The sequence below is a fragment of the Rothia sp. 27098_8_27 genome (assembly GCF_041432805.1).
In the GTDB taxonomy this organism is placed as follows: domain Bacteria; phylum Actinomycetota; class Actinomycetes; order Actinomycetales; family Micrococcaceae; genus Rothia; species Rothia mucilaginosa.
Window position 1 is genome coordinate 362,282 of sequence record NZ_JAPWAJ010000001.1, and the last position, 18,578, is coordinate 380,859.

Sequence of the window (18,578 nt, forward strand, 5' to 3'; positions counted from 1 at the left end):
CAGTTCAATCCCCTATTTTAGTCGAAAAATCCTTCAAGCGCCCCCTAAACTCTCATGAAACTCCCAGCGACGGAAGATTCACAGGTTCCGCAGCGCCACAGCCCTGTAGTGTATATACCCCGAAAACCCGCGAGTTAAACGGGAACAACCCGCCCCCACCGAACGGTGCAGGACGGGTTGCTTCTCGAAAAATCGAGATTATGCCAGACGCGAGTAGTACTCAACGACCAGCTGCTCGTCGCAGATCACGGGGATCTCTTCGCGCTTGGGCTTGCGCTCAAGCTTTGCGTGCAGCTTCTCGATCTCAACGTTCAGGTATGCGGGAACCTCGGGCAGAACTGCCTGGTTCTCACCTGCAGCCGCAGCCTGGAAGGGGGTGGTCTTCTCAGCCTTGGGGTGAACGTGGATCAGCTGGCCGGGCTTGACGTGGAACGAGGGGCGGTCCACGCGAACGCCGTCAACCATGATGTGACGGTGAACAACCATCTGACGTGCCTGTGCAATGGTGCGGGCGAAGCCTGCACGCAGAACCAGAGCGTCGAGGCGGGTCTCGAGCAGCTCGACCATGTTCTTACCGGTCTGGCCCTCGGTACGCTTTGCCTCGAGGTATGCGCGGCGCATCTGTGCCTCGCGGATGTTGTACTGAGCGCGCAGACGCTGCTTTTCCTTCAGCTGGGTAGCGTAGTTGGAGTCAGCCTTCTTGCGGGCACGGCCGTGCTGGCCGGGGCCGTAAGGACGACGCTCGAGGTACTTTTCTGCCTTCGGGGTCAGTGCAATGCCCAGGGCACGGGACTGACGCACGGTACGGCGGGTGCGGTTGTGCTTAGCCACAATCTACCTTTCATATGTGAGGCTCCTGCACCCTCACGGGTGGGGCCTCAGTCTGTTGAATACTGGCCTCCTCGGTTGACCCCGCCGGGATCCGTACGCGACCGGTTCGGTCGTTGCTGTACGGCGGTGGGGCGGAGAGCTCGGGGCAGAGTACCCCGCAGCTACATTACTGACGCTCGCACGAATGCGGGCATAGTAATTGCCAGACCCGTCAAGCTTACCGGATGCACCCGGGCTTTACCAGCCTTTTGGGAAATCTTTGGTTCAAATCACTGTGCGTGTGGGTTTTTAATACTTACCCACACGACCCCCACAGAAAATATTTGCACCCGTCAGCGCTATTTAGATGCGAATTCTCCGAAAAATTGCGGCGCCGAGATGTGGGATTGTAATCATTTCGTTATTTTTAACCTGTGTCTTTATGGGAATAGCTTGAATCAGACCCCCATATCGCCTAGACTAGAAACCATAACAAGCTTGGCGTCCGCCCTTCCGGGAAGGCCGATAGTCAAGACGTCTATCACAACTCAAAACTCTGACGCGGTGCGCAGTACTACCGAGGTACTACGCACCGCTTTCTGTATGCGCTCAGCCCTATACGGTTGCTTGCTCTATACGGTTGCTTTCCTGCCGAGGCGCACCACTCCCCCGGTGGTCAGCACTCAAAGTAGTAGACGGCTCGATGGGAGCCACGTAAGCTAACGGGCCGTATCCTGCACCGGAGCCGCATCCAAAATACGGCGAATACGCTCACGACGCTCCGTCAACGTACGCTCAAAACCGTGCTGCGTGGGCTCGTAGTAGACCGTACCGCGCAGAGTATCCGGCAGGTACTGCTGCGCCGCCACATGCCCCGGCTCATCATGCGCATACACATACCCCACGCCGTGACCAAACTGCTTAGCCCCCGCATAATGACCATCACGCAAATGCACCGGAACCTGACCCGAAGCACCCGCACGCACATCCGCAATCGCACGGTTAATCGCGTTATACGCCGCGTTCGACTTCGGTGCGAGCGCACAATAAATCACCGCCTGCGAGAGGATAATACGCGCCTCCGGCATGCCCACCAGCGCCACCGACTGCGCCGCAGCTGTCGCCACCTGCAACGCCTGCGGATCAGCCAAACCAATATCCTCACTCGCCAAAATCATGATGCGACGCGCCACGAAACGCGGATCTTCGCCGCCCTCCAACATGCGCGCCAAGTAGTGCACCGCGGCGTCCGCGTCAGAGCCGCGCATGGACTTAATGAACGCACTCACCACGTCATAATGCTGATCGCCCGAACGGTCGTAACGGATCGCGGCGCGGTCCACCGCCTCCGTAGCGTGCGCCAGGGTGATGCGCACGGGCGCGGCAGGTTCGGCCTCTTCGGCACCGGTTTCTGCGGGGGCATTTCCCGCAGCTTCGGCCTCGCTAAAGGCAATCGCAGCCGCCGCCTCCAGGGAGGTCAGGGAGCGGCGGGCGTCGCCTCCGGAAACCGCCGCGAGGTGGGCGCGCGCATCCGCATCAATAACCGCCGCACCATCAAAACCGCGCGGGTCAGCCAACGCACGGTCAATCAGCTGCTCAATATCGGACTGCTCCAACGAATGAACCCGCAACAGCAGCGAGCGCGAGAGCAGCGGCGAAATAATGCTGAACGACGGGTTCTCCGTCGTAGCCGCCACCAGAATCACCCAGCGGTTCTCCACACCGGGCAGGAGCGCATCCTGCTGAGCCTTCGTGAAACGGTGAATCTCGTCGAGGAAGAGCACGGTGGTCGTGCCGTACATGTCGCGGTCGAGCAGCGCCTGATCCATGACCGCGCGCACATCCTTCACGCCCGCAGTAATCGCCGAAAGCTCCACGAACTTACGACCCGGCGCGCGCGCAATCACATGCGCCAGAGTGGTCTTACCCGTACCCGGAGGGCCGTACAAAATCACCGAGGACGGGCCAGCCGGGCCGGCGTTCTCCCCCGCCAACACGCGCAGAGGCGCACCCGGAGTCAGCAGATGCTCCTGGCCGAGGACCTCATCAATCGTGCGCGGACGCATACGCACCGCCAACGGCGCACGAGACGCCGAACGGGCAGAGCGCGCACGCGACGCAGAGGCACGCGAGGAGGCGGGCTCCTCAGCGGGCGCACCAATCAGGCTCACGCGGTCCCCGTCATCGGGCAACTCAAGATCAAAGAGGGAATCAGCCATAGTCTTACTCTATCGTTTCACAATCTGGAGGCGGGTACGGGGTGTGGGTATACAGCTGCGGATTTAGCTCGCGGCGTGACACCACACGGGTTTTCGATAGGTTAGTGTCTTCGCCGTGGGTTTTAAACCCCGGGGCAAGGCTTTAAACCCCGGGACAATCCACTAACCTATCGAAAGCGCCGGCCTAGAGGGTCTCACTATCGAGAATCAGGGTCACCGGGCCGTCATTGACCAGCTCCACCTGCATGTCCGCACCGAACACGCCGGTCTCAACGTGCAGGCCGTGGCCGCGCAGCGCCTGAACGTAGTCGTTGAACAGCGGCTCGCTCACCGGGCCCGGGGCCGCGGCAGACCAGGAGGGGCGGCGGCCCTTCTTCGCATCCCCGTAGAGGGTGAACTGGCTAACCGCCAGCACGGGTGCGCCCTCATCGAGCAGGGACTTCTCCCCCTCCAGCAGGCGCAGGTTCGCGGTCTTATCGGCAAGCTTCGCAATCTGCGCCGCACCGTCACCGTGCGTAATACCGACCAGCACCAGGTAGCCGGGCTGGTCAATCGCGCCGACCGTCTCACCCGCCACGCGCACCGCCGCGCGGGTCACGCGCTGAATAACTACTCGCATCGTTCACCTTTCATCATGGAGCCGGCCCTCGCCGGGCTCAAACATCTCTTTCGACACCACTCTCGGCGGCTGGTTTAGACGCGGCTGGTTTAGGGGAGCCGCAGTTCTAGAAGCAACAGCCTCAGAGCACGCCGCGCAGCTGCACGGCACGCAAAAACTGGTTCGCCGCCCGCGGGGTACGAAACTCAATAAAACGCTTCTGTAGATGCTGCCCGCGAGCCTCCGCCAGCAACTCCCCGACGTGCGGGTAGCTCCTCCACGTGTACCGAATCATGTTGTCCGGGTCGCGCAGAATATTCTTCAGCGGCGGCTCCACATTATCAGCCCACAGCCTCTGACCCGTCACCGCACGGCGCACCGTCCGGCGAACCACACGCCACATGACCACCGCACGGCTATAGCGCAGGTAAATCACCACATCCGCACGCTCCAGCAGACGGCCGCGCACCTGCGGATACTGCCACTCCGTAATCCACGCAGGCTGCTCAATGAGTGTCTGAACATCCGCCTCAAAACTAGGGCGCGGAGTCCAGTTCGGACCCCAATGCAACGAATCCATCTCCGTGTGCGGAATGTCCAGGAGGCGCCCCAACCGCGCCGCGAACGTCGTCTTACCGCTACCGCTCGGGCCGGCAATCAGAATACGCATGCTCCCCTCCCCCTTTGGTTAGTACACAAATCGGCACGCACACCAGTTGATACAAAAGGTGGGCTGCGACCCTGCACCAGCAGAATACACAGCCCACCCTCAACGGCAACCCCGGCACAACTCAACGCCCACCGGGTTCACGCCGCACAGGCCCGCACCCCCTACGGGGCGCACGACCAAAGACTAGAGAATTACTCCTCGTCCTTCTTCTTCGGCTTGAAATCAACGCCGGCTTCCTTACGCTGCTCCGGAGTAATCGGTGCAGGAGCCGCAGTCAGCGGATCAAAACCATTACCGGTCTTCGGGAACGCAATAACCTCGCGGATCGAATCAACGCCAGCCAGCAGAGACACAATACGGTCCCAACCGAACGCAATACCACCCATGGGCGGTGCGCCGTACTTGAACGCATCCAGCAGGAAGCCGAACTTCTCCTGAGCCTCTTCCTCACCAATGCCCATCACAGCGAACACGCGTTCCTGCACGTCACGGCGGTGAATACGGATCGAACCGCCACCAATCTCGTTACCGTTGCAGACAATGTCGTAAGCGTACGCCAGAGCCGAACCCGGGTCAGTGTCGAAAGTATCCATGAACTCAGGCTTCGGGGAGGTGAACGCGTGGTGCACAGCAGTCCACGCGGAGTGACCCAGAGCCACGTCACCGGACTCAGTAGCCTCAGCAGAAGACTCAAACATGGGAGCGTCAACAACCCACACGAAGGACCACTCGCCGTCCTTAATCAGGCCGGTACGGTGACCAATCTCAACACGAGCAGCACCCAGCAGCGCGCGGGAAGCCTTAGCCTCACCAGCAGCGAAGAAGATGCAGTCGCCGGGCTTCGCGCCGGTAGCCTCAGCCAGGCCAGCACGCTCAGCGTCGGTAATGTTCTTAGCAACCGGACCGGTCAGCTCGCCATCCTCCTGAATGAGGACGTACGCCAGGCCCTTAGCGCCACGCTGCTTCGCCCACTCCTGCCAAGCGTCCAGGGTACGGCGAGGCTGAGAAGCACCACCGGGCATCACAACAGCACCCACGTAAGGAGCCTTGAACACGCGGAAAGTGGTGTCCTTGAAGTACTCGGTCAGCTCAGTCAGCTCCAGACCAAAACGCAGGTCAGGCTTGTCCGAACCGTACTTCTCCATCGCATCCTTGTAGGTCATGCGCTGAATCGGGCGGGGAACCTTCACATCAATCAGGTTCCACACAGCCTCAACGATGCGCTCGCCCAGCTCAATGATGTCTTCCTGATCAACGAACGACGCCTCAATGTCCAGCTGAGTGAACTCAGGCTGACGGTCCGCACGGAAATCCTCATCACGGTAGCAACGAGCAATCTGGTAGTACTTCTCAATACCGCCCACCTGCAGCAACTGCTTGAACAGCTGCGGGGACTGCGGCAGAGCATACCAAGAACCCGGAGCCAGACGAGCCGGCACCAGGAAGTCACGCGCACCCTCAGGGGTCGAACGGGTCAGGGTCGGGGTCTCAACCTCAATGTAGCCGTCCTCAGCCAGCAGGTTGCGTGCCGCACGGTTCGCGTCCGAACGCAGGCGCATGATGCGAGCCGGCTCCGGGCGGCGAAGGTCCAGGTAGCGGTAGCGCAGGCGCGCCTCCTCACCCACCTCAACGTGCTCGTCAATCTGGAAAGGCAGCGGAGCGGCAGTGTTCAGCACCTCAACGGCGGACACCTCAACCTCAATCTCGCCAGTCGCCAGGTTCGGGTTCTCGTTACCCTCCGGGCGCTTAGTCACCAGACCGGTCACACGCAGCACATACTCGTTGCGCAGGTGCTCAAAATCAGCCTCATTGTGGAAAACACACTGCGTGACACCCTCACGGTCACGCAGGTCAACGAAAGCGACACCACCGTGGTCGCGGCGGCGAGCCACCCAACCGGTCAGGGTAACAGTCTCTCCAATATTTGCGGCGGTCAGCTCGCCGTTGGTGTGAGTGCGAAGCACAGACATTCCTTTCATAGCGGGCACCTCACGACTATAGACAGTAGCCGGGTACACGCGGTTGATGATATGCGCACACTGCGTGCGCCTCATATATTGTATCCCCTCCGGGCAGGTCGATGGCGGGTCGGGGCAAGTCAGGCACCAGAAAATGGGGCGCGGAGGCGGGATGCGGGTTTGTGCCATGGTTTAGTGTCTTCTGTCGTAGTTAAAAACCATGGCAGAAGACACTAACCTATGGTCGAAATTTGTAGCGTTAGTCTTATCGCATGAGCAGTCCCCGAAGATGGGTGATGACTTCCCGCTCTTTCTGAAAAATATCAGCCCAGGTTAGGTGCACGACCGTCCACCCGGTGCGGGTCAGTGCGCGGTCGCGGGCTGCCTCGGAGCGGTCCCTGCCGGGGTGGTCCACATATTTCTGTTCGCCGTCGAACTCGAGAATCACCCGCGCCTCGGGCCAGGCGAAGTCCACCCGATAGTTACGGCCCTCGCACAAAATCGGGTACTGCGTTACAGGTAGGGGTAGCCTGTGTTCCATGAGTAGGCACCGGGTGAGGCTTTCACCAGCCGACTCGCTGGATGCATCCACTGCCTGCGCCAGAGCGCGCCCGGAGGAACCGCCGTACCCGGTGAGGTTCAGCAGAGTCTCGATAACTTCGTGGGGTTCCATTAGCCCCCGCCGCATGATGGAGTCAGCGAGGACCACCGCCTCCCGAAATGGCATAGTGCGAGCGCAATCCTGCAACGTTCGAGCCACCGTTGTCGCCATGACGGGTGTACCGGGTATTGCGGTCACCGCATTAGGGTCAAAACCTCGCCTGTGCCTGCAGATGCGCCCTCTATCAGACGGACTAGTGGCAGTACTGTACACATGCACGATTGAGGGCGCATTGAGTACATCTAGCCCCCAGAGTGCAGCTGCTGATGTGTGTGAGAAAACCCCCTGAAGACCCATGAGATGGGCGGCAATGCACCGTACCGCGAGCCGCTCATCGGGGGTAAGCGCCTGGGCATCGCGGGTGTAAATATAGGCTCCTCGCTGAATACGTTGCAACGTTCCTGCCGCTACCATCGCACGGATATGCCGGGCTCCAATACCTCGTGGGTTGAGGATGCGAGGGGTAAGTACGAGGGGATATAGCTCGGCGGCACGTGTGGTTGGAGCTTGTTCGGCTATGGTGTGAGGTTCCAGGATATTTTCGGTATTCATGGCTTTATCCTGACAGTCGCTGCGAAGTTGTGGGGCCTGTTCGTGAAATCTGTGGATAACTTCGCTGTTTTTAGGGAAATATTCACTATCCACAGGGTTAGGGTGTATCCCAGAAATTTTGTGCCATAGGTTAGTGTCTTCTGCCATGGTTTTTAACTACGACAGAAGTCGCTAAACCATGGCACAAATTCACGCGACAAAAGATGACGACCAAAAAGACCCGCCCGGCAGGGAGGCCAACATCCTCCCCACCAGGCGGGTACACATCCATATGCAGGCTACAGCAACCAAATTATTACAGTAGCCAGATATTACCGCGGCCAAACACCGTAGGCATTACAGGCCCTACGATGACAGGCCCCTAATGTTTACAGGCCCTCAGCACGCACAATCTGAACGTGCAGATCCTCAGCCGGCGGCATCCACGAAGCCGGATCAGCAGCAACCTGCTCACCCGAACGGATGTCCTTCACCTCGTGAACCGGGGCACCCGACTCATCCGATGAAATGAACCACACGAACGGAATGCCGCGCTTCTCAGCGTACTTAATCTGCTTACCGAACTTCGCCGCATTCGCAGACACCTCGCAGGCAATACCGCGGGCACGCAGCGCATCCGCAACATCATTCGCAGCGGACCAGCCCTCATCATTCGTCAGGGCAACAAACACAGCCGAAGGCACCTTACGGCTCGCCTGCGCAAAACCCTGCGACAGGATACGAGCCACCACACGAGTCACACCAATCGACAGGCCAACACCCGGGTACGTCTTCTTACCGTTCGACGCCAGCGACTCATAACGGCCGCCCGAGCAAATCGAACCCAGCGACTCGTGACCAACCAGAACAGTCTCATACACGGTGCCGGTGTAGTAGTCCAGGCCGCGAGCAATCGACAGGTCAGCCAGCACCTTACCCGGCGCACGGCGAGCCGCCTCCTCAATGACCTCAGCCAGCTCAGCAAGACCCTGATCCAGCAGCTCATGCTCCACCGAATACTTAGCCGCAAGCGCACGCACCTGCTCCACAAAAGAAGCATCCTCAGTGCGGATCTGCGCCAGCTCCAAGGCGGCAGCGGCAGCATCCGCGCTCGCACCAGCCTCAGCCTGCAGCTCCTCAGCCACACGCTCAGCACCGATCTTCTCCAGCTTGTCAATAGAACGCAGAACAGCCGCAGTATCAGTCAAACCCAAGCCCAGGTAGAAGCCCTCAGCCAGCTTACGGTTATTCACACGCATCTTGAACTCAGGAATCGGCAACTTCGACAGCGCATCAACAACAACCAGCGCGAGGGTCACGTCGTAACGGAACGGCAGCTCACCGTCGCCAACCACGTCAATATCAGCCTGAGTGAACTCGCGGGCACGACCCTCCTGCGGACGCTCACCACGCCAGACCTTCTGAATCTGGTAACGCGAGAACGGGAAATTCAGGTAGCCAGCGTTCTCCACCACGTAACGGGCGAACGGCACAGTCAGGTCAAAGTGCAGAGCCAGCTTTTCCTTAGCCTTAGCGGCCTCGTCCTCCTGCAGGCGAGAAATTGCGTAAACTTCCTTGTCAATCTCACCCTTGCGCAGCAGCTGCTCAATAGTCTCTACCGAACGAGTCTCAATCGGGGAGAAACCGTGCAACTCAAAAGTCTCACGCAAAGTGTCCAGAACATGATTCTCAACCAACCGCTCAGCCGGAAGATACTCGGGAAAACCAGACAGCGAAGCCTTGCGAGCCATACGCGATACTCCTTGACAAAGAACTCGACAACAAAACCCCGGAACACCTCCGGGCATATCTACCCATCATACCAACACCCGCCCCAGCACAGCACCCACTCCCCCAGCTCACCCGACACAAACCCGCGCAAACCCGCAGCCGGCAGGTTCGCCCACAACACAACACGACCAGACACTACTCACACACACCCCACAGAGGCTATGCTTAGGAGGTGCACACGCACACCCAAACGGGTGCCCACCACGGGGAACAGCGCAAAGGCGCCCCACCCCCAGCACCCCCGAGTGAAAGAGTTATAGCGGTGACTACCAAACCCGACGACACTGTAAACCTCGAAAAGGCACGCCAGTACGGCCGCGTCTCCGAGGACGGCCACGTCTTCGTCATTGTCGACGGCGAAGAATACGCCGTAGGCCAGCTGCCCGGCGCCTCCGAAGAAGAAGCGCTCAGCTACTTCGCCCGCAAGTTTGAAAACGTCGAGGCGCAGGTTGCCCTGCTCGAATCCCGCCTCGCCAACAACGCCCCCGCCGCAGACCTGCAGAAGGGCATCACCTCCATCGGTGCACAGATTGGTGTGCGCAACATGGTCGGTGACTACTCCGGCCTGCAGAAGCGCCTCATCTCCCTCGCAGAGCAGATCGCTGAACTCGGCGAAAAGCAGCAGCAGGCACGCACCGAAAACCGTGAACGCGCCCTCGCCGTCCGCGAAGAAATCGTCGCGGAAGCCGAGCAGATTGCTGGCCAGGACCCCGACCAGATCCACTGGAAGAACTCCCACTCCCGCATGAACGAACTGTTCGAAGCGTGGAAGAAGGCACAGCGCGAAATTCACCTGGCAAAGAGCGTAGAGGACGAGCTGTGGAAGCGTTTCCGCGCAGCCCGCACCACCTTCGACCGCAACCGCCGCGCACACTTCTCGCAGCTCGACGACCGCAACGCACGCATCAAGCGCGCCAAGGAAGAGCTGATTGCACGTGCGGAAGAGCTGTCCACCTCGACTGACTGGTCTGAGACTTCCCGCGTATACGGCGACCTGATGCGTGCCTGGAAGCAGGTACCCCGCGGCCACCGTCGCGAAGACGACAAGCTGTGGGCACGCTTCCGCGCGGCACAGGACTTGTTCTTCAACGCCCGCAACGAAGCCGAAGCAGCGCAGGACGCAGTCTACGCCGAAAACCTCAAGGTCAAGGAAGCGCTGCTCGAAGAAGCACGCGCACTCCTGCCCGTCGAAGACATTGAGGGTGCAAAGGCAGCCTTCGAGAAGATCCTGGACCGTTGGGATGCGGCAGGCCGCGTACCCCGCAACGACCTGCGCCGCGTCGACGGCGAACTGCGCCGTATTCAGGACGAAATCAACGGCGCCGAAGAGGCAAAGTGGAAGCGCAACGACCCCGCCAAGGCGGCACGCGCGAACTCCCTGCTCGCACAGATTGAGGATTCCCTCGCCGAGCTGGAAGCAGAGCTCGCAGCAGCTGAGAAGGGCGGCGACTCCAAGAAGATTGCCAAGGCTAAGGAAGCTCTGGAGGCGCGCCGTGCCTGGGCAGCAACCCTGCAGGGCTTCGGCAACTAAGGTCTAGCCGACAGTCTAAATAACGCCGAGAAGCCACATGTGTTTCGAAAAGCCACCATTATCGTGGCTTCTCGAAACACATGTGGCTTCTGCATGTCTGCGGGGGTTATATTCGCGCCCCCACCCGATGCAGATGGAGGGCGCACCGGGTTCATGGATTTTCGATAGGTTAGTGCCTTCACTGCGGGTTAAAGACCCACGGCGAAGACACTAACCTATGGCACAATTTTGGGCACACAAAAACAGGCGGCCCTGAATGTTCAAACATTCGGGGCCGCCTGCAGCGGTTATTTATATGTCGGGTCAGAACTGGTTTACATATCGGGCCAGTCGCGATGCAGCGAATACTCCGTGTCCCCGTCGCCATTGTCGTTCAGGTGCCAACGCTGACCGGTACGGATATCGGCCTTGCGTAGGCGCGGGTTCGGGTTATCCTTCTTACCCATCGTCGGGTCGTTCTTGCAGCCCCAGCGAGTGTCGTCGTAGCTGCAGTCACCGGCTACGCGGCCCACGTCAACCCACCAGACACGAATCAGCAGCGGGTCACTGGTCGCCTGCGGAGTCACCATCATCATTTGCCAGGGGCCGCCGTCCACACGGAAACGAGCCGTATAGTGCACGGTCGCATAGGCGTGGAAGTTACCGGAACGCTGGTAGGCGTAACTGGTAGCGGTCTCACGCGGACGCTCACGAGGGTAGGTGGTAACCGGTTTGCCTGCCGTGTAATTAGTGGCAGTATCACCATTGCCGTACTCGATGACGTACGAGGAGGGCATGAGCTCAATTTCGACGTGTCCTGCGAGCATGTCTGCTTCGAGGCGGTAGGGGCCTCCGTCGTCGACGTAGAAGTTGATCTGGTCGCCCTTGTAGACGTTGGGGTCGCCTTCTGCGCGGCCAGTGCCTGCGGGGTTGTTGTAGGACTGGTGCAGGGTCGGCTTGCCTGGCTCTAGCGACTGGGCTGCTTCAATGATTTGCGCCATCATTTGTTCCCAGGTGGGGCCGTCGTTTGCCTTGGATTTAGTGTCCTGAACAGCCTTGATGTCTGAGGGGATGCAACTAGCACTGGTGGGGCTTCTTAACGCATGACCGCGGTCCATGAATCCTGCATCAGTTTCCGGGCTGAGGTTGGTGTGTTTATAGATACCGACTTTTCCTCCCGGGGTTACGCAGTAAAGGACACCGGGGTTATTTTTGGAGGAGTAGACATCAAAACCATTGGGGTTGTGGCTCTTTTCCCACTCATGGACTTGGGGTGCAATCGAAGCTTGCTCTTGGCGTTTTGTACTACCTCCGGAAGTATCATGCCCATCGTCTCTCAAGCCCACATCCTCTGACTCCGTCTGATCCTTCGGTACAAATATCTGTTCACAGACACTGGCAGAGTTTGGGTTCGTAGCTGCGCACTCTGAATATGAATTGAAGGGTGCTTCTCCTGCATAGGACACAGTCTGGGATATAAATAGTGGTAAAGATGCTAGAAAAATCGCAAACTTGTGACCTCGCATTATTGCTCCTTGCTGACTTTCTTTAGTCCGTTGATAAGCCAGCTACCGTCTGCATAAATTAGAGAAAGATTCCACTTGTTGTTATCTACTTCGCGATTTTCTCGACTCTCCCAGCTGCCGTCCGGCTGAACATACATGACGGAATTCCACTTGCGGTAGACCCTCCAGATGTAGGTTGTTCCATCTTCTGAATAGGGTGCCCCATCTGCTACAAATTCATTGTGTCCATCGATAATCCAACCACCTTTTTGATATAGGCTGCTCATTTCATCATAGAAATTTATTTCTGATTTCAGCGATTGTGATACGTAACGTCGAACTTCAGTAAAATTTCCTGTCTCGACGGCGTAATTACGCCAATTCGACCAGGCTCGAATTGTCTTCTCCAAACCAGAGATAGACTTCTCGCGGTAACCCTCTTCCGGTGCCGGAGGCTTGGGCACATTCTGTGCAGGTCCCTGCCAGTCGGCCTCACGATACTCGCCGTCGGGGGCCTTAGAGCCGCCCGAGTAGCCTCGGACAGTAGACGGGGTTGCACTCGCCGAAGGCGACTCGGATACCGCACCCGAAGCCGACTCGCTCGGCGCCGCGGTTGCGCTGGCTACCGCCTCATTATTAGCCTGCTGGCCACACGCCGCAAGCAGGGCACCAAGGCCCACAAGTGCACCGCTACCCAGCAGGGTACGGCGGTTGAAAATGGTCGAATCCATAGAAGGTACGCTCCTATCGTCGGTGATGGTGTGTTGTTTAGTTACTAGTCGGGCCGTTTTTCACAGGTCAAACTGACTGCCGGAAGGAAAACAACCCCGTAGCGCGCCCAACAAACGCATCAATGCGTTATGGAACACTACAGTTACCACCCTACCGCATCTTTGTGTCTATTTGCATTGCTTTGAGTGCAATAGTATCTGAACGTCATTATTCGGACACATCAACGCTTTATGCATCAAATATCTCTGCGCCCGCAGAGGCACCGCGCCCTACAGAATTTGTGCCATGGCTTAGCGTCTTCGACCATAGCTTTTAACTACGACCAAAGACACTAACTTATGGCACAAATCTGTAAACCCATGACCGGATCCCCATCTGTGACAGGTGGGCGGGCGGGCTACACGGCGAGCGCATACATGTCGCGAAGTGCCTCTTCCGCCTCGTCGAGGGCATATCCGCTCTGACAGAGCGCGTCGCAACCGTTACCGTAGCGGAGGCCGGCGCGGAACTCGCGGTCGGTCACCTCCGGCAGGTACGCCATGAGGTATTCGCCGTTGTCAGTGAAGAAGTCGTCAATGTTGGCGGCGTCCTGGCCGGAGTAGAAAGCGCGGAAGTCTTCGTCATTGTAGTAACCAACCGTGTACATGAGGGGCTCCTTTGGTTGCTCGGCGGAGTGGGCAAGAACGCGTCGTTGTTCTCTACCACCAAAGGTACGGGGCGCCCCTGACAAGATAAGGGGCTGCACCGCCCGTGCCGGAGAAAACACACAAAAATATTGGGTGACAAGGGGTTTTCTGGAGGCGCGCTCCCCCGCCAGACTCCCCTGCCAAACTCCCCCGCCACACGGAAGATTAGGTGCGGACGGGCTTGCCTCCTGTGCGGCGTTGCACCGCCTCCCACACACCGGACGGAAAATTCGGTCATGGGTTACGGACTTCGACCATGGGTTAGTGACTTCAGGCTGGGGTTTTAACCATTGCCAAAGACGCCAAGTCATGACTGAACTTGCTAAGTCATTACTGAATTTTCACCGGCGGCGGGTAACTGACTATTTCGATAGGTTAGTGTCTTCGCCGTGGGTCTTTAGCCCGTAGTGAAGACACTAACCTATCGAAAGTTCCCCCACCCCTTCCCCGATTAACGGCGAAAAGCCACATGTGTTTCGAGAAGCCACCAAAGAAGTGGCTTTTCGAAACACATGTGGCTTCTGGGCGAATAACGGCGGATTACCACGCTGCTTTCGGGTTTTACTCGCCCCTCAGGAATGACGCGACCTTACCCCAGAAACCCTTCTGGTTTCCAGCGTTGCGGGTGCCCGTGGGGGTCGGCTGGAAAACCGGACGCTGCTGGCTCGGCGCATCCTGCTGATACGCCGGGTTCTGCTGGTGCTGGGGAGGCGTCGGCTGGTACGGGTAGTTCGCCTGCGGGTGCTGCGGGTTCTGCTGGTACTGGGGAGACGCTGGCTGGTACGGGTAGTTCGCCTGCGGGTGCTGCGGGTTCGGCTGGTAACCCTGCGCCTGGTAACCGGGTGCCTGATAGTTCGGATCCTGATAACCCTGCGCCTGGTACGCACCTGCCCGAGGCTGAGCACCCGGGTGGTATTGCGCATCAGAGTGGTAGTGGGCATCGGGTCGGTACTGGGATTCTGCGCGGTACGGGGCGTCCGCGTAGCCCTGGTCCTGGTATCCCTGTGCCTGGTATCCCTGCGGGTTCGGGCGGTACTCAGGGGCCGGCTGAGGCGTCTGCTGGTACGCGGACTCCGCCTGATTTGCCGCCGCCTGGTTCGCTGCGGGACGCGGCGGGTTAGAGTACGCGGGGCGCGGGTTCGGCTGCTGCGGCTGAGCAGACGCCGGGCGTTGCGCGGGAGCCGGGCGCGCCTCCTGAGCGGGCTGAGCGGCAGGTGCGGGCTGAGCGGTAGGTGCCGGACGCTCCGGGCTGACCTGCGGTGTACGCTGTCGCGGCTGGCCACTAGGAACCTGCAAGTGCGACCCCTCAGGAACGCCACTCTGCTCGGCAAGATCCTGAACAACGAACGCCGAACTGAAAAGCATGTCCTCCATGGTCCACTCAAGCGGCGGCTGTGCGTTCGGTGCCAGCTGCAGCTTGTCCAGTTCGCGCAGGTGCAGGGCGAGCACATCCACCATGTAGCTGATGACGGCGAGGTTCGGCTGCTCCCCCAGGTTCTTCGGGTAGGCGAAGTGGTAGATGTAGGTGTTGATGTTCTGCCGCTTTTCCAGGGCTTTCGCCGCCTTCTCAACGGGAACACCGCCGCAGGTAAGATCCGAGAGGCTGTCGAAGGTTGCGGGGCCTTCAGAGGCACGCACGGTCAGCGGACGCGAGGGGTCCACGGCGGACTGCTTCGGCCAGAAAATGCCGGGTCGGAATGCCATCTGCAGGCTGTTGTTGACGACGATTTCCTTCTCGGGTCGCCAGGGCTTCTCGTGGTCCACGATGTACTTGCGCGGCATGGCGAAGGTGGTGAAGGAGCACGCGAAGCTCTGCAGCTCCTCCCCTGCCGGTGAGGTGCTCAGAATGTATGCTTTGGCGCGGTTCCAGGTTTCGCTGTTACGCATCTTGTTGACGAACATGGACAGCTTCGTCATGAACCCGTCGATTTTGACGGTGGGTGCATCGGCGGTAATCAGGTAGATACGCGCCGTGCCGTAGAGCGAGGAAAGCGCATACTTCTTGTTGGATTCGCCGAAGTTGGTGCCCCTGATGAGGTGGCAGGTGGGCGGGTTGACCGGCTCGCCGTCGTAGTAGGGCGTGTAGTCGAAGCCCATGTCGATGACCTGGCAGGCTTCTGCGGCGGCGTGGATGCTGTCGAGGGTGAGCGTCTCGTTGGTGGGCGTGCCGTCTGCGTTGTTGAACGCGATGAAGGCGGCCGTGTAGCCGTAGGCCGCGCTCTTGGGCTTGTCCAGGGCGAAGGTGTTGCATCGCGGGTGGTGTGCGGCGTACTGCTGCTGGATGTGTGATACGGCGTTGTGCGGCATGTTCACTCCTTGGGGTGTGGTTGTTTATCGGATTCGATTGTGTGGGTGTGTGATGTGTTTTACTGTACGCTACTCCCCTGACAGGCTAAGCGGGCAGGGGTGCTTTTTTCGCGATAAATCGCGATGCGACGGCTGTACTCCCACCGGCGAGCGCGCGCTCAGCGGCGAGTTTGGCGGGCAGAACGGCGGCGGGCGGGAGGGGCGGCGCATCCAACTGCGCGGGTACGCCGGCCCCTCCGGTGTTTTAGCTTGGCGGGCTACTTGCCGCGGCGGCGATTAAGCTCCCGGCCCCAGACCATCACAATGTCGATTCCGAGGACCCCATACTCGTACTCGTCGAGAGCGGCCCGAACTGCCTCAGTGTTCACCGCGAACCAGTCGTCGGGCAGCGAGTCGATCCACGCTTCCCAGTCTGCGGTGCGCCAGACGTAGCTCCGTTCCATGTGCTCCTCATAGTCATCACTGCCAAGTGCTTCGGGGAACTGACAGTACCACAAGGAGTCCGACTCACTGTTCGGCCGTTCTTCTCGAAAATTAACGAACTGGCGCCAGTTCTTCTTCGTGATGATGAAGGACTGTTCCCCGTCAGGCCCGAACTTTTCCACGGTGCCCACGTACGAATTGGTTTTAACGCGCTTCCAGAAGGTCGGCACGTCAATTTCGCCGCGCTTGACCAGGTCAGCCAGGTACTCGATACGGTCATGCGGAGGGGCGATGGCGCCATCCGGGAGAGCATCGCCGAAGGTCAGCAGGCGGCCGGCGCGGTAGTCTTCCATGTTGATGGTGTCCCAGGAGAAGCCGTTGATTTCTTCGTGCTGGTCAGGCTCAAGGCAGGGGTACCATTCGTTGTCGTACACCATCTGCAGGAGTTCGTTGGAGCGGTGTTCGCCTTCGTAGGCGAAGTCGTTCACCTGAATATTGCGAACGTATTCTTCCTGCTCTTCGTTCAGGTGGTACTGGCCGCCCTTGCGGCGGAAGTTGAGCTTTTTGGTTTCGGTGCCGTTCTTCAGTTTTGCCTTGTGGATGTTGACGGCGTGTTCGATCATCCACTGGCTCGGGTCCAGTACGTATGCGAGGCGAAGCTGCGTCTCGTACGGGGTGATGATGTTCAGGGTGCGCAGCAGTTCTTCGCACCCGTCGGGGTCTTCCCAGTACATGTTTTCGCCGAGGTACTTGAGCTTGTCGTCGAGGGTCATCTTGGGGATTGCGTCCCGCAGGGTCTGTGCCCATTCGGCGGCTTCTTCGTCGTTGGGGTCGGCTTCTACTTCTGCTTCGACCTTCGCCAGTTCCGATGCCATGTAGGTGTCGATGTTGAAACGCTCCGTGTACATCGGCTCCATGGCGTCGCAGCGTTCCTTGTTGATCTGGCGGCGCTTCTCTTCCAGGGCCTGGTAGTATTCGAGGTCGTCCAGGGTCTTCTGTTGCTCTTCGGGGGTGAGGCTGTTCCAGTACTCTTCCTCGGCGATGCGGTCCTGCTCGTCCTCATCGGGGGCGGGCTGCTGCGGCAGGCGAAGCGCGCCGGGGCGGCCGTACTGTCCGGTTCCGAAGGCGTCCAGGGTGATAGCGCCGTGCTTCTCTTCACGCAGAGGGTGGTCGCAGTTCAGCCACGCTCGGGCCTCGCTGATGCTGATGGGCTTGGTCAGGCGGTACAGGCGCACCTCCTGGTTCAAATCGTTCAGGCGCATCTTCTGCTGCTTGAAGGAATCACGAGCTTCCTTCTCATTCAGGTACACGTAGATGTAATCGCCGCATTCCTGCCACCAGGGCGCGTCCAGGCGCGGGTCGTCCCACACGAGTTCCTTGCCGTCCTTGCGCTTGTAGCGCGGGCGACCCACCGGAGGATTGTTCACCTCCTTGCGTCCTCGGTTCACGTGCACGAGGTAGCCGTACACGCCGGGCTCACCCTCCAGTTCGTTCTTGAGGGTGATGTCGGTGTCCGGTCGCTCGATCACCCAGTGCTTCTCATCGTTGAAGTAGGCGATTTCCTCATCGGTCATGTTGTCGAAGAGGGTGCAGTCAAAGAGCATGCGCGGGTCGGTGAAGGATTCGTAAGGGGCTGCATCACCGAACGCGTTGCTCACGTAGCTGGGGAGGTCTTTGGGCATGCCCTGGCGGCGCCACTTGTAGGGGTGGACGGTGAGGTCCTTGTCCCAGGGGGTTTCGCCGGTAACACCGGGGGCGCGGCGCTGCATGAGTTCGGCGGTGAGGTCCTTGCCGTTGACGGTGACGCGGTGTGCCTTTTCGAGCCGCTCGTAGGAGTAGCGGGCGCGGGCGTTGCGTTCGGCGTGGTACTTCTTCTGGTAGGCCTTGTAACGGGCTTCGGCTTCGGGGCTACGTGCCATGGTGGGGGTCCTTTCTCTCGGGATGCGCTGGGAGGCTGCGGTGCTCTCGGCGCGTGGGCTTCGGTGCTTCTGATACCAGAGTAGGGCGGACCCCTGACACGATAAGCGGGGCGGGATTTACCCGGGGGTAAAGCACGGGCCACCTCCCCTCATGAACGGCGAAAAGCCACATGTGTTTCGAGAAGCCACCAAAGAAGTGGCTTTTCGAAACACATGTGGCTTCTGGGCGGATTACCTCTGAGCAGATTACCCCTGGGC

General features: G+C 59.4%; 13 protein-coding genes. 1 reads left to right on the top strand and 12 read right to left on the bottom strand.

Features of this window, described 5'->3' with window-relative positions:
• Positions 1 to 198: 198 nt before the first annotated feature.
• The 7 genes from rpsD to hisS all read right to left on the bottom strand — a co-directional run bounded on the left by rpsD (position 199) and on the right by hisS (position 9,198).
• Positions 199 to 831 (bottom strand): 30S ribosomal protein S4, encoded by a 633-nt coding sequence (gene rpsD / locus O3675_RS01375; RefSeq protein WP_005508739.1) that lies wholly within the window; start codon positions 829 to 831, stop codon positions 199 to 201.
• A gap of 698 nt (positions 832 to 1,529) precedes the next feature.
• On the bottom strand, positions 1,530 to 3,029 hold the full coding sequence (locus tag O3675_RS01380; protein ID WP_371570454.1) for a replication-associated recombination protein A: 1,500 nt from the start codon (positions 3,027 to 3,029) through the stop codon (positions 1,530 to 1,532).
• Between the two features lie 184 nt (positions 3,030 to 3,213).
• A complete protein-coding gene (gene dtd, locus O3675_RS01385; RefSeq protein ID WP_303940704.1) occupies positions 3,214 to 3,648 on the bottom strand; it encodes a D-aminoacyl-tRNA deacylase in 435 nt (144 codons plus the stop codon).
• Positions 3,649 to 3,769: 121 nt separating this feature from the next.
• On the bottom strand, positions 3,770 to 4,297 hold the full coding sequence (locus O3675_RS01390) for an adenylate kinase (protein WP_049356861.1): 528 nt from the start codon (positions 4,295 to 4,297) through the stop codon (positions 3,770 to 3,772).
• 191 nt (positions 4,298 to 4,488) lie between these two features.
• Positions 4,489 to 6,261 (bottom strand): aspartate--tRNA ligase, encoded by a 1,773-nt coding sequence (gene aspS / locus O3675_RS01395; RefSeq protein WP_044150411.1) that lies wholly within the window; start codon positions 6,259 to 6,261, stop codon positions 4,489 to 4,491.
• Between the two features lie 259 nt (positions 6,262 to 6,520).
• Positions 6,521 to 6,928, bottom strand: a complete 408-nt coding sequence (locus tag O3675_RS01400; protein ID WP_371570457.1) for an endonuclease domain-containing protein — start codon at positions 6,926 to 6,928, stop codon at positions 6,521 to 6,523.
• Positions 6,929 to 7,836: 908 nt separating this feature from the next.
• Positions 7,837 to 9,198: a histidine--tRNA ligase gene (gene hisS / locus O3675_RS01405; RefSeq protein WP_371570460.1), complete on the bottom strand. Its 1,362-nt coding sequence runs from the start codon at positions 9,196 to 9,198 to the stop codon at positions 7,837 to 7,839.
• Between the two features lie 302 nt (positions 9,199 to 9,500).
• On the opposite strand from hisS, the gene O3675_RS01410 reads away from it, so the two are divergent.
• The gene (locus O3675_RS01410) at positions 9,501 to 10,769 is read left to right on the top strand and encodes a DUF349 domain-containing protein (RefSeq protein ID WP_294628946.1); all 1,269 of its coding nucleotides are present in this window, start codon (positions 9,501 to 9,503) and stop codon (positions 10,767 to 10,769) included.
• Between the two features lie 314 nt (positions 10,770 to 11,083).
• Here O3675_RS01410 and O3675_RS01415 read toward each other — a convergent pair whose 3' ends face one another.
• The 5 genes from O3675_RS01415 to O3675_RS01435 all read right to left on the bottom strand — a co-directional run bounded on the left by O3675_RS01415 (position 11,084) and on the right by O3675_RS01435 (position 18,320).
• Positions 11,084 to 11,866, bottom strand: a complete 783-nt coding sequence (locus tag O3675_RS01415; protein ID WP_371570462.1) for a hypothetical protein — start codon at positions 11,864 to 11,866, stop codon at positions 11,084 to 11,086.
• A 407-nt stretch (positions 11,867 to 12,273) separates the two neighbouring features.
• Entirely contained in the window at positions 12,274 to 12,984 is a 711-nt protein-coding gene (locus O3675_RS01420; protein ID WP_371570464.1) for a DUF6318 family protein, read from the bottom strand.
• Positions 12,985 to 13,382: 398 nt separating this feature from the next.
• Entirely contained in the window at positions 13,383 to 13,631 is a 249-nt protein-coding gene (locus O3675_RS01425; RefSeq protein WP_371570466.1) for a hypothetical protein, read from the bottom strand.
• Between the two features lie 601 nt (positions 13,632 to 14,232).
• A complete protein-coding gene (locus O3675_RS01430) occupies positions 14,233 to 15,978 on the bottom strand; it encodes a histidine kinase (protein WP_371570467.1) in 1,746 nt (581 codons plus the stop codon).
• A gap of 257 nt (positions 15,979 to 16,235) precedes the next feature.
• Positions 16,236 to 18,320 carry a hypothetical protein gene (locus O3675_RS01435; protein ID WP_371570469.1) on the bottom strand — a complete coding sequence of 695 codons (2,085 nt, stop codon included), beginning with the start codon at positions 18,318 to 18,320 and terminating at the stop codon, positions 16,236 to 16,238.
• Positions 18,321 to 18,578 lie beyond the last annotated feature (258 nt).